Consider the following 11,991-nt stretch of genomic DNA (forward strand, 5'->3'; position numbering starts at 1 on the left):
AATCCATGGTCACAAACCGCTCTGCCCCCGGCAGTTTCGCAACCGGCACCACTCTTCTCTGCCGGAAAGCAAACAGCCGCTGCCGGGACATCCAGCCAGGCCCCCTAAAAGGAGGGCAGCCAGCGCTTCCAGGCGGGCTTCAGCGGCCGATGATGCCACAAAAAGTCACCATTACCCTGAAAATCATCGGTTAGGCAAGAGCTTTTTCCAGTGGCCCAGGATGGCAATTAATATTTTTTTCAAATAATCACAAAAAGATACCCTCTCAATTCATCGGCTTTGCTGATGCATTCCCCTCAACAAGAATAGCGCTCCAGGCCCCATGGTCCTGCTCCAGGGTGGAGGTCATGCTCAAGACCTGGTACGAGGCCATCAGTTGGATCAGCTCTGCCCCAAGCCGCGAGGCCGTAATCCCCTGGTAGGCGGCAACCGTATTGATCAGCCATTGGGCCAGCCCCTGGATCTCTCCGGCCAGGCGGGCAGGATAGACCACCAGTGCTCCCTGACGGGCGGCCTCCAACTGCGCTGCCACCTCCTCACCCAGTTCGGCGGCGACCCCCTGGCGAAGCTTCACCGGGGCTGCAGCGGAACCGAGCAACTCCACCAGGGCCTGGGAACCGTTGGCCAGATAAAACATGGTCGGAGTCAGCACCATGGCCGGTTGGGTGGCCTCACCCGGCAGCAGGGGCCAGTAATGGATGGTCTGCTCCCCCACCTTCAATTGCTGCTCCGCGGCCAAGCCGCTCTCTCCCAACCGTTCCCTGAGCCGCTCCAGCACCGTAAGCGCCAGTTGATGATCCCGAACCTGGGCAAAGAAGAGGCACCTGGGGATGGGAATAAAGCCGGCATCAACGATCTCGTTGATCACAAAGCCATACTGGGGTCCCACCGCCTCCAGCAGGGTGGCCAGAGAGACACCCAACTGCTCCTCGACCACCCCTTCCAACTCGGCAAGTTCCCGGGAGTTCCCGATGCCCAGAGGCCCCAGAACCACCTCCGGGATGAGCGAGGAGGACCAGTCATAGACCAGACTCTGCTCCCCCAGGAGTCCCAGGGTGGTGTTGGCCTCGGCCTGACCTGCCCAGGCGGCCTTGAGCACCGGATGGAGGGCTGCCCCGGCAAAGCCGGCCCTGGAATCGGAGTGCAGCTCCCTGCCCTGACGATAGAGACGCGAGGCAAAAAAGGAGATCCCCTCCAGCAGGGGGGCCAGTTCCTCCAGATCCTGGTTACCCGAGCGGCCCAGGAGGGCCTGGAGCTGGGAGACCTGGACAAAGCTGCGGCTGTAGAGGCGTGTCTCCCCGGGGGCCTCCTCCCAGAAGGCGACCGCCTCCTGAAAGGCAGGCAGGTTCGCCAGCTTGCCTGCTGCCCCGGCCGCGTTCCAGCAACGGGCCAGGGTATGGGGATCTCTGCCCAGAAGTACCGTGCCCTGGTCGCTGAAGCCGTAGATGCGGCGGCCATCCTCCAGGGTGATCCTGGTCAGGCTCAACTCACCCAGCTGCTGGCTGTCCACGGACTCACTCATCAACAAGCGGGCCAACAACTCCACCGCACCCGGGGCCGGGGTGGTTGCAAAGAGCACCAGGGAACGTTCCAGTTCCTCCAGCGGAGCCCTAGCCAGGGCCTCCGGGTCGGGCGGGAGCAGGGCCAGCACGGTGTCGTCGCCAAAGAGGGTACGAAAGGCCGGGTTGGTCAGCAGTTCCACCAGGTCGTCATGGCCCTGATTGTAGCCTTCAACCACCTGGGGCTCGGCGTGGAGCTCGGCAAAGATCGATCCCATGGTCTCCTTGGCCAGGAGGCGCCCCAGCGGGGAGTCACCAAAGGAATCGCTGACCTGATTCAGGTTGGTCACGCTCACGCTCATCAGGGTCTCAGCCGGCAGGTAGCGGGCGTATCGGTCTGGATCATCGTCCTGGCGCAGACTCCACCAGGCAAGCCCGGCTGCCAGGCCGACCACCACTAGGGCTACCACGATTCCAATTCCTTTTCTCATCTTCTCCTCTCCTGATCAGTTGCGGCCCTGCAGCGGCTGGGCTCGGTCCTGACCGTCAATTCAAGGGCGGCTGGAGCGACTGCGCTCTGAACCGATCTCGACATTAAAGGCCACCTTGAAAAGTTGTTTTTTCTTCCAATTTCGGCGTTGCGCTCAAGACTATATCCTCGGAATATCAGATACATACCTGCGACACAAGCTATCGCGCGTCTTGACTTTGATCGAAAAATCTCATGTTTCAAGGTACCCTGAAGTTAGACAACAGCCTCGCCGGCTATGCCGGAGAGTTGTGATCTCAGCTGCTCGCCGCTGCCGACGATCCGGCCTGAACCACGCTGCAGCCGGGGAAACACTCAGCCCGGATTTCCGGACCAGCCCTGGCCAGGACCGCTACTCCTCCTCCGCCTCGATGGCCTCGATGGCCGCCTGGGCCTCCTCCCATTTACCATAGCTCCGTTCCAGCTGTCGCTCTACCTGGGCATACTCCTTGCTCACCTTAGTCCAGGCCTCCTGGTCTTCGTAGAGATCCGGGGCCGCCATCTGGATCTCAAGCTCCGCCTTCCTGAGCTCATGGCTCTCGATCTGCTCCTCGGCCTGGGCATTTTTCTTCTTCCAGGGGCCCAGCTTCCTGTTGAGCTCCTGGCGTTCCCTGGCACGCTGGCGGCGGTGCTCCTTCTTGTCCTGCCGCCGGCCGGGATCCTCCCCCCTGCTCCCCGCCCCGGCAGGTTCAGGCCGCTGGTTCTTCTTCCCCGGCCGGCCGCTCTCCAGAGCCTCCAGGCGGCTGCGCTGCTCCAGGTAATCATCCACATTTCCCTCATAGATGGTGGCCCGGCCGTCGCGGATCTCCAGCACCTTGTTGACAAAGGCGTTGACAAAGGCACGGTTATGGGAGACCACGATGATGGTCCCCTTGTACTGATCCATGGCCTCCTGAAGGACCTCCTGGCTGCTGATATCCAGGTGGTTGGTGGGCTCATCCAGCAGCATCAGGTTGGCCGGTCGGACCAACATCTTGGCCAGGGCCACCCGTGACTTCTCGCCGCCGGAGAGCACCTGGACCTTCTTGTCCACCTCGTCACCGGAGAAGAGGAAGGTACCCAGCAGGCTGCGGACCTGGGTCATGGTCAGCTCCGGGGCGCTGTGGTAGACCGTATCCAGGATGGTGAGGCTGCCGGGCAGTTCCTGGGCCTGATGCTGGCCAAAGTAGGTCAGGATCACGTTGTGGCCCTGCTGAATCGTGCCTTCGGCCGGTTCCACCCCGGCCAGTATCTTCAACAGGGTGGTCTTACCGGCACCGTTGACCCCGACCACGGCCAGTTTATCACCCCGCTGGAGGGTCAGGGAGACTTCGCGCAGCACCTCTTTTTCCGGAAAGGACTTGTTCACCCCCTTGAGGGTGAGTACATCCCGACCCGAAGACGCTGCCGGAGGAAAAGAAAAGGAGATGGTCCGGTCGCTCTCCGAGAGTTCAATCCGCTCGATCTTCTCCAGCTGCTTGACCCTGCTCTGGACCTGACGGGCCTTGGTGGACTTGGAACGGAAGCGGGTGATGAAACGCTCGGTCTGACGGATCATGGCCTGCTGATTGTTGTAGGCAGCCCGTTCCAACTCCAGACGCTGCTCTTTTTCCACCAGGTAATGGGAGTAGTTGCCCCGATAGACCGTCAAGCGCCCCAGGGAGAGCTCCCAGGTGATGGAGGTGACCCGATCCAGGAAGGTGCGGTCATGGGAGATGATGATCAGGGCCCCCTGGTACTGGAGCAGGAAGTTTTCCAGCCAGGTCAGGGAATCCAGGTCCAGGTGGTTGGTGGGCTCATCCAGGAGCAGCAGGGATGGCCGGCGGAGGAGCAGTTTGGCCAGGAGCAAGCGCATGATCCAGCCGCCGGAAAACTTGGCAGCCGGCCGCTCAAAGTCCTCTGTCGAAAAGCCCAGACCGGTGAGGATCCGCTCGATCTGCGGCCGGATCCGGAAGACATCACAGCCCTCCAAGCCATGCTGGAGCTCACCCTGGCGGCTCAACAGCTCCTCGATCTTCCCATCTCCCGGATCGAGCAGGGCCAGCTCCTCGTTGAGCCGACTCAGCTCTTCCTGCAGGCTGAGGACATCGTCAAAGGCGGTCTCCGCCTCCTCGTAGAGGGTCCGGCTGCCCAGGTCCAGGGTCACCTCCTGGGGCAGGTAGGCCACCGAAAACCAGGAGGCCCGGGAGACGATCCCCGGGTCGGTCTCCTGCTCACCGCACATGATCTTGAGCAGGGTGGACTTGCCGGTACCGTTGACCCCCACCAGGCCGATCCGGTCGCCGGTGTGCACCTGGACCGCGAGGTCGCGAAAGATATGTTTACTGCCGTACTGGAGGTCGAGGTCATTGATACTGAGCATAGTCTTCTTTGTTCTAAATCTACAGGTTGTTCTTGATTATCGAGGGCATGGGGGATGACGCCAGGATCACGGCAGCTCCCTTTCCTTAAGTGGCTTTAAGCGGCTCTAAACGGCTCCCGGCCTCCTCTGGGTTCAGGCTTCCCCTGGCAGAGCTGCCCGCCGGACCTGGTAGCGCGGCAAGCGGTCATCACAGCCCAGGGAAAAAGAGGCCAGCAGACCCAGCTCGGAGAGCCGCTGGATATTGGCCGAGCGCAGCCCCCGGAAGATGGACTGATCCTTGCTGTGAATCACCAGGTGCTGCTCCTCCTCAGCTTCCCCTGCTCTCCCCTGCCCCTGGGCCAGGAGTCGCCTGGTCTGCTGGAGCATCTCCCGGGCCAGGACCAGCTCGCCAAAGGCCGGGTGATAGGGTCCGGCCACCAGGGAGTCCTCCAGGGACGGTCCCGGCTGCAACCCCATGCGTATAACCCGGATCCCGTTTCGGTCACACTGTTTTTTCATATATCGGGCCTGAAGTACCGCCTTTCCCAGGGAAAGGGGCACAAAGCGGCCCTGGCGGAAGGCCCGTTCCAGGCCGCTGCCGGCGATCACCAGCACCGGGTAGATCCGGACCATCTCGGGCGCCAGCCCCACCACCCGGGCCATGGTCCGGCGGAGCGAGCCGAAGCTCTGGCCCGGCAGGCCCAGCATCAGCTGCAGCCCCAGCTGAAAGGGATAGCCCCGCAGCAGGCCCACGGCCTCGGCCACGTCCTCGGCCCCATGGCCACGTCCCGCTCCCTTAAGCACGGCCTCATCCAGGGACTGGACACCGAGCTCCACCACCCTGACCCCGTGGTCAGCGAGCAGCTCCAGGCACTCTTGATCGATGCAGTCGGGCCGGGTGGAGACCCGGACCCCATCGACCAGGCCCTGGGCCAGGAAGGGGGCAACCGCCCCCAGGAGCTGCTGCTGGCGCGCCCTGGGCAGAGCGGTGAAGCTGCCGCCGTAGAAGGCCACCTGGACCTGGTCCCGCCTGCCTGGCCGCCGCTGCAACCACTCTTCGATGGTCAGGGCCACCTCCTCGGCGCTCACCTCCTGGCGGGAGCGGCCGCTGATGGAGTGCTGATCACAGAAGATGCAGCTGTGGGGACAACCCTCGTGGGCGATGAAGATGGGGATGATATAGGGCATGGTGGGCTACTCGACCTCATCCTCTGCAGCCTGCAGCTGTTGCAGGGCCGCCCGGGCAGCCTGCTGCTCGGCCTCCTTCTTGGAGGAGGCCTTGCCCACCCCCAGCTCCCTGCCCTGGAAGAGGGCGGCAATGGAGAAGCGCCGGGCATGGGCCGGTCCCTCCTCCTCGATAAGCAGGTACTCGGGCCCCTCGTTGTACTTTTCCTGAAGAAACTCCTGGAGCTGGCTCTTGGCATCGGCAATCACCAGGTTGTCGCTGCGGTCGTCGATATGGGGCGAAAAGAAGCGACGGACAAAATCCAGGGCCGCGTCATAGCCGCCATCCAGAAAGATCGCCCCCACCAGGGCCTCATAGGCACAGGAGAGGATGGAGGGTTTTTCCCGACCGGCAGAGGCATTCTCCCCCCGACCCAGGAGGAGATACTTGCCCAACTCGATCTCCCGCGCCATCTGGGCCAGGCCGGCCTCGTTGACCAGGGCCGAACGGATCCTGGTCAGCTTGCCTTCCCGCAGATCGGGAAAGCTCACAAAGAGAATATAGCCCACGGTCAGGTCCAAGACCGCATCACCCAGAAACTCCTGGGTCTCATTATGGCTGTTATCGTCGAGTCGCTCAAAGGCAAATGAACTATGCACCAGAGAGAGCTGCAGGAGCTGCAGGTCACGGAAATCATAGCCAATCCGTTCCTGCAGCTCCTGCAGTTCCTCTTCGTGATCCTGGACCAGGGCCGCAAGTGTTGTTCCCATCTATTCAATTTCCTCTTGTCAAATTTAAAATCTGTGGTATAAGGTGTCGCTACATTCTCAAGGCGACGTAGCCAAGTGGTAAGGCAGTGGTCTGCAAAACCATTATTCAGCGGTTCAAATCCGCTCGTCGCCTCCAGAAATTCCAAGGGTCACAGTGTACACACTGTGACCCTTTTTTTATCCCTGCTTTTTCCCCCTGCGCTGGTTGCCGAAATCCCAGAACGCTCCCAGGGCACTCTATGCCCCTTCGAGACGTCATCCGCAGGCAGCTCAGTGCCCCTGGCTCACCCTCTCACCCTTGGAGGCTGCAGGCAGCGCCAAGAGCCAGATCGCTCCACTGCCGGCTGAGCATGACTCTGATCCGGGCTCACGCCCCTGTCAGCAGATACTCCTGTTCCAGCCAGTGGACCGCACCCTTGCTGCTCAGGACACTGGAATAGAGCTGGAAACGATCCACCGAAAAGGGAGGTGAACAGAAGCGGCCATGGCTCTCCAGATAGCGGCTCAGTCGGCTGACCGGGGTCTGCTGGATCCTGGCCAGGGTGATATGGGGGGCATATTTCCGGGTCTCCAGATCCAGGCCCAACTCCAGGAGCCGCCCCTGGATGCGCTGCTGCAGGCCCAGCAGGGGCGTACTGGCCGCCAGCCCGGCCCAGAGAACCCGCGGCTTGCCCCGGGGCGGAAAGAAGCCGAGTCCGTCCAGCTGCAGCTCAAAGGGGGCAGCCGTGATCTCGGCCAGCACTTCCCGGATATCTGCAAAGACGGCCCCGTCCACCTCGCCGATGAAAGAGAGGGTCAGGTGAAGCTGCTCCGGGGCAAGCCAGCGGGCCCGCGGCAGGCCGTGGCACAGCCTCTGGAGCCCATCCCGGATCGACTCGGGCAGGTCCAGGGCGACAAAGAGCCGTTTCTGCATGACCGCTCGACCTTAGCGCTGCTGATCCGACATGGCGCTGCACCAGTCCATGCCGATATCACAGGCCGTGGCCGAGTGGGTCAGACCGCCCACCGAGATGATATCCACCCCGGTCTCGGCAATCCCACGGACCGTCTCCAGGCTGACCCCGCCCGATGCCTCGACCGTGGCCCGCCCCTGGATCATGGCCACCGCCTCCTTCATGGTGGCCAGGTCCATGTTGTCCAGCATGATCACCCCCACCTGACAGGCCAGACACTCCTCCACCTGGGCCAGGGTGTCCGTCTCCACCTCGACCTTGATGGTGTGGGGTACCCTCCGCCTGACCCGCTCCACCGCCTTGGTGATGGAGCCGCAGGCGGCAATATGGTTGTCCTTGATCATCACCCCGTCGCTGAGACTGTAGCGGTGGTTATGACCGCCGCCGGCCCGGACCGAGTACTTCTCCAACAGCCGCAGGCCCGGGGTGGTCTTGCGGGTATCGACAATCTTGACATCCAGGTCGGCCACCTGGTCGACAAAGGCCGCGGTCAGGGTGGCGATGCCGCACATCCGCTGGACCAGGTTCAGGGCCACCCGTTCCCCCCGGAGCAGGGAGCGGGTGTGGCCGGTGAGCTCCATCAGGACGTCGCCCTTATCCGCCCGCTTGCCGTCCCGAAGCAGCCGGCCGGTGGAGACCCCTGGATCCAGGAGGGTGAAGATCCGCCAGGCGACCTTTTCCATGCCCACCACCACCATGGGGTGGCGGGCGGTGAAGTAGGCGCGGGCCTGGTCCTTGTCGCTGAAGATGGCATCGGTGGTGATATCGCCATGCTCCAGGTCCTCACGAAGAAAGCTGTGTAACTGTTGGTCGAGTAGGTAGCTATCCATATCAGCGCAGCTTGAGCAGACGTTGGCGTGATTCCTGGTTCTTGGCCAGCCGTTCCAGGAGTTCCTCTTCGATCCCCTTTTCCTTGGCCACGATGGCGGCCGGGGCATTGCTGAGAAACTTCTCGTTGTTCAACTTAGCGCGCACCCGCTGGAGTTCCTTTTCCAGCTTGGTCTGCTCCCGCTCCAGCTTGGTAAGTTCCCCCTCCACATCGATCAGCCCCTGGAGAGGAATGATCAGCTCAATGCCCTGGACCAGCCCGTGACCGGCATCGTCGGGGACCTGACCTTCAGCCAGGATCTCCACCTGCTCGGCCCGGACCATGCCCTCGATGCCCTGGACAAAACTCTCCAGGGTCGCCCGCTTGTCCGGATCTGCACAGAGGATGGTGGCCGCCACCTTGACGTTGGGGTGGAGTTCGGCCTCGGTGCGGATGGTTCGCAGCCCCGAGATCACCTCCATGATCAGCTCCATGGAACCCTCGGCCTCGGCGTCGTCCCAGGCAGGCATCACCTCGGGAAAGGCTGCGGTCATGATGGTGCTGCGCTCTCCGGGCAGCTGACTCCAGATTTCTTCGGTGACAAAGGGAGAGACCGGATGCATCAGCTTGAGGATATTCTCCAGCACCGCCAGCAGTACCCCCTTGGCATTCTCCCGCTGGAGCGGATCATCGCCATAGAGATCGGTCTTGATCAGCTCCAGGTACCAGTCGCAGAACTCATGCCAGATAAACTGATAGATGGTGGAGGCCAGCTCGTTGAAGTAGTAGTTGTCCAGGCTCTCCCGGACCCGCCGGATGGTGGCGTTGGTCCGGTGGAGGATCCAGCGGTGCACCAGGCTTAAACGGGCAGGATCGTCGGTCACCCGGGTGATCCCGGCCCCCTCCTCCTTGAGGTGCATCTGGGCGAAACGGGCTGCGTTCCAGAGCTTGTTGATAAAGCGGCGGTATCCGTCCACCCGCTCCTCGTCCATCCGGATCTCACGACCCTGGGCGGCAAAGGCGGTCAGGGTGAAGCGGAAGGCATCGGTGCCGTACTCGCCGATCATCACCAGCGGATCGATGACGTTGCCCGTGGACTTGGACATCTTCTTGCCGTGCTTATCCCGGACCAGGGCATGGAGATAGACATCGTGGAAGGGGACCTCGTCCATGAAGTGGAGCCCCATCATCATCATCCTGGCCACCCAGAAGAAGAGGATATCAAAGCTGGTGATCAGCACCGAGGTGGGATAGAAGGTGGCCAGTTCCCGGGTCTGCTCGGGCCAACCCAGGGTGGAGAAGGGCCAGAGGGCCGAGGAAAACCAGGTATCCAGGACATCGGTCTCCTGGCTGAGCTGGGCGCTGCCGCAGGCCGGGCAGGAGCTGGGTGTCTCCAGCTCCACCATCAGCTCACCGCACTCTGCACAGCTCCAGGCAGGGATCCGATGCCCCCACCAGATCTGGCGGGAGATACACCAGTCGCGGATGTTGTCCATCCAGGCATAGAAGGTCCGGTCCCAGGTCTTGGGATGGATCCGCATCCGCCCGTCCCGGACCGCGGCCACGGCCTTGTCGGCCAGGGGCCGGACCGCCACAAACCACTGCTTGGAGGTGGTGGGCTCCACCACGGTGGCGCAGCGGTAACACTTGCCCACGCTGTGCTGGTAGGGCTCGATCTTCTCCAGAAAGCCCTGGGCCTCCAGGTCGGCGACGATCTTCTTGCGGCAGACAAAACGATCCAGGCCGGCATACTCGCCGGCAGCCTCGTTCATCACCCCGTGGTCGTCCATGACCTTGAGCCGTTCCAGGTCATGACGCAGGCCGATCTCATAGTCATCGCGGTCATGGGCCGGAGTGACCTTCAAGGCCCCGGTACCGAACTCCCGCTGGACATGGTGATCCAGGACCACCGGGATGGTCCGGCCGGAGAGCGGCAGGGTGATCCCCACCTGCTCCAGTCCCTGGTAGCGCTCGTCTTCGGGGTGAACCGCCACCGCAGTATCGCCCAGCATGGTCTCGGGCCGGGTGGTGGCCACGATCACCTCACCCGAGCCGTCGGCATAGGGATAGCGGACATGATAGAGCTTGCCGTCGGTGGGATCATGCTCCACCTCGTCATCGGCCAGGGCCGTATGGCAGCGGGGACACCAGTTGACGATGTAGTCGCCCTTATAGATCAGCCCCTCCTTATAGAGGCGGACAAAGACCTCCTTCACCGCCGTGGAGAGGCCCTCGTCCATGGTGAACCGTTCCCGGTCCCAGTCACAGGAGGCGCCCATCCGTTTGAGCTGATTGATGATGGTGCCGCCCTTCTCCTCGCGCCACTGCCAGACCCGCTCGATGAATTTTTCCCGGCCCAGGTCATGGCGGGTCTTCTCTTCCGTGGCCAGCTGCCGCTCCACCACGTTCTGGGTGGCGATCCCGGCATGGTCGGTCCCCGGCACCCAGAGGGTGTTGTCCCCCTTCATCCGATGGTAACGAACCAGGACATCCTGGAGGGTATTGTTGAGGGCATGACCGATGTGGAGCACCCCGGTGACATTGGGCGGGGGGATGACGATGGAAAAAGAATCCCTCCCCTCTTCCATCTGGCCGGAAAAACTCTTCTCCTCCAACCAGCGGCTGTACCAGCGCTGTTCCACTTCATCAAACTCATAGCCCTTGGGCAGGTCGTACTTCTTGTTCTGGCTCGCTGTTGTCTTTTCCATCTTCTCCATCAGACCGGTAGCAGTCCGGCTCCACATAGTAAAATAAACAAAATAAGTTCAACCAAAAATCGGCTGGCACCCTTCGCCCCGACAGCCCCGAATCAGAGCATGCTCCAGGGCTTGGGCATAAAAATCCTGGAGTAGAGCCCCAGGGCATAGCGATCGGTCATCCCGGCGATAAAGTCACAGACCTTCCTATGGCGTTTCTTTTCTTCGCTCTTGGAGGTCAAGGGTTGGCGCAGCTGGCAACAGGCACCGCTGCCATGGACCGGAAACTCGTACTGGAGGAAGTAGGCGTAGAGATCACGGATGATCCGCTGGGCCTTTTCAAACTCATTGTGGACCCGCCAGTTGCGATAGACATTGTCGTAGAGGTAGCGGCGCAGCTCGTTGATGGTCTCGTTCATACCCGCACTGAGGTGGAGGTGGCCGTCATCCATCTCCAGGGTGGTCTTGATCAGGTCGCCCACCATCACCCGAATCCGCTGGGAAGAGTGGTCACCCACCACCCGCCGCAGGTCGCTGGGCAGATCACTGCTCTTGACCATCTCTGCCCGGACCGCATCGTCCAGGTCATGATTGATATAGGCCATGATGTCCGCGACCCGCACCAGCTGCCCCTCCAGGGTGGCGGCCAGGGCGCCGGTATCCTCGGGCAGGACATCGCCATACCCCTTGGAGTGTTTGAGGATGCCGTTACGGACCTCCCAGGTCAGGTTCAGCCCCTTGCCGTCATCTTCCAGGAAATCGACAATTCGCAGGCTCTGGTGGTAGTGCTTGAAGCCCTTGGGATGCAGCTGGTTGAGGCTGAACTCGCCGGCATGACCAAAGGGGGTATGGCCCAGGTCATGGCCCAGGGCGATGGCCTCGGTGAGGTACTCGTTGAGGCGCAGACAGGCCGCCATGGTCCGGGCGATCTGGGAGACCTCCAGGACATGGGTAAGACGGGTCCGGTAGTGGTCTCCGGCAGGGGCCAGAAAGACCTGGGTCTTATGTTTTAAGCGGCGAAAGGTCTTGGAGTGGATGATACGATCCCGGTCGCGTTGAAAGGCCGTGCGCAAGTCACACGGCTGATGCTCCTGTCTGGGTGAGAATCGTCCCCGGGAACGACTGCTCAGGCAGGCATGGGGAGAAAGCGTCTGTTCTTCAAGCTCCTCTTGTTGCTGCCGGATTGTACGTTTCATAACAAAGGAGGGTCAGCACCTTATTTGATTCTTGTTGCAGCTCCCCTGAACCCTT

8 protein-coding genes and 1 tRNA gene are annotated in these 11,991 nt (G+C 61.9%); 1 reads left to right on the forward strand and 8 read right to left on the reverse strand.

What is annotated here, in order from left to right:
• Window positions 1-265: 265 nt before the first annotated feature.
• The 4 genes from G494_RS0106760 to rnc form a co-directional block, all read right to left on the reverse strand.
• Window positions 266-1,990, reverse strand: a complete 1,725-nt coding sequence (locus tag G494_RS0106760) for a hypothetical protein (protein WP_153305782.1) — start codon at window positions 1,988-1,990, stop codon at window positions 266-268.
• Between the two features lie 390 nt (window positions 1,991-2,380).
• Complete coding sequence (locus G494_RS0106765) at window positions 2,381-4,369, reverse strand: ABC-F family ATP-binding cassette domain-containing protein (protein WP_028583922.1); 1,989 nt, start codon at window positions 4,367-4,369, stop codon at window positions 2,381-2,383.
• Window positions 4,370-4,501: 132 nt separating this feature from the next.
• A complete protein-coding gene (locus G494_RS22300; RefSeq protein ID WP_051305466.1) occupies window positions 4,502-5,536 on the reverse strand; it encodes an elongator complex protein 3 in 1,035 nt (344 codons plus the stop codon).
• Between the two features lie 6 nt (window positions 5,537-5,542).
• On the reverse strand, window positions 5,543-6,283 hold the full coding sequence (gene rnc / locus G494_RS0106775) for a ribonuclease III (RefSeq protein WP_028583923.1): 741 nt from the start codon (window positions 6,281-6,283) through the stop codon (window positions 5,543-5,545).
• Window positions 6,284-6,344: 61 nt separating this feature from the next.
• Between rnc and G494_RS0106780 the strand changes: the two genes are divergently transcribed.
• A tRNA-Cys gene (locus tag G494_RS0106780) sits at window positions 6,345-6,419 on the forward strand.
• Window positions 6,420-6,650: 231 nt separating this feature from the next.
• Here G494_RS0106780 and thpR read toward each other — a convergent pair.
• The 4 genes from thpR to G494_RS0106800 all read right to left on the reverse strand — a co-directional run bounded on the left by thpR (window position 6,651) and on the right by G494_RS0106800 (window position 11,936).
• Window positions 6,651-7,196: an RNA 2',3'-cyclic phosphodiesterase gene (gene thpR, locus G494_RS0106785; RefSeq protein ID WP_028583924.1), complete on the reverse strand. Its 546-nt coding sequence runs from the start codon at window positions 7,194-7,196 to the stop codon at window positions 6,651-6,653.
• 12 nt (window positions 7,197-7,208) lie between these two features.
• Entirely contained in the window at window positions 7,209-8,066 is an 858-nt protein-coding gene (nadC, locus tag G494_RS0106790) for a carboxylating nicotinate-nucleotide diphosphorylase (RefSeq protein WP_028583925.1), read from the reverse strand.
• A 1-nt stretch (window position 8,067) separates the two neighbouring features.
• Entirely contained in the window at window positions 8,068-10,752 is a 2,685-nt protein-coding gene (locus G494_RS0106795) for a valine--tRNA ligase (RefSeq protein WP_035245776.1), read from the reverse strand.
• Between the two features lie 101 nt (window positions 10,753-10,853).
• Window positions 10,854-11,936, reverse strand: coding sequence for a deoxyguanosinetriphosphate triphosphohydrolase (locus tag G494_RS0106800; protein WP_035245735.1), 1,083 nt, complete (start codon window positions 11,934-11,936; stop codon window positions 10,854-10,856).
• Window positions 11,937-11,991 lie beyond the last annotated feature (55 nt).

Source organism: Desulfogranum mediterraneum DSM 13871 (assembly GCF_000429965.1).
Classification (GTDB): domain Bacteria; phylum Desulfobacterota; class Desulfobulbia; order Desulfobulbales; family Desulfobulbaceae; genus Desulfogranum; species Desulfogranum mediterraneum.

Excerpts from the sequence above, each read along its gene's own strand:
- G494_RS0106760 (WP_153305782.1), bottom strand. The coding sequence starts at position 1,990 with ATGAGAAAAGGAATTGGAATCGTGGTAGCCCTAGTGGTGGTCGGCCTG.
- G494_RS0106765 (WP_028583922.1), bottom strand. The coding sequence starts at position 4,369 with ATGCTCAGTATCAATGACCTCGACCTCCAGTACGGCAGTAAACATATC.
- G494_RS22300 (WP_051305466.1), bottom strand. The coding sequence starts at position 5,536 with ATGCCCTATATCATCCCCATCTTCATCGCCCACGAGGGTTGTCCCCAC.
- rnc (WP_028583923.1), bottom strand. The coding sequence starts at position 6,283 with ATGGGAACAACACTTGCGGCCCTGGTCCAGGATCACGAAGAGGAACTG.
- thpR (WP_028583924.1), bottom strand. The coding sequence starts at position 7,196 with ATGCAGAAACGGCTCTTTGTCGCCCTGGACCTGCCCGAGTCGATCCGG.
- nadC (WP_028583925.1), bottom strand. The coding sequence starts at position 8,066 with ATGGATAGCTACCTACTCGACCAACAGTTACACAGCTTTCTTCGTGAG.
- G494_RS0106795 (WP_035245776.1), bottom strand. The coding sequence starts at position 10,752 with ATGGAAAAGACAACAGCGAGCCAGAACAAGAAGTACGACCTGCCCAAG.
- G494_RS0106800 (WP_035245735.1), bottom strand. The coding sequence starts at position 11,936 with ATGAAACGTACAATCCGGCAGCAACAAGAGGAGCTTGAAGAACAGACG.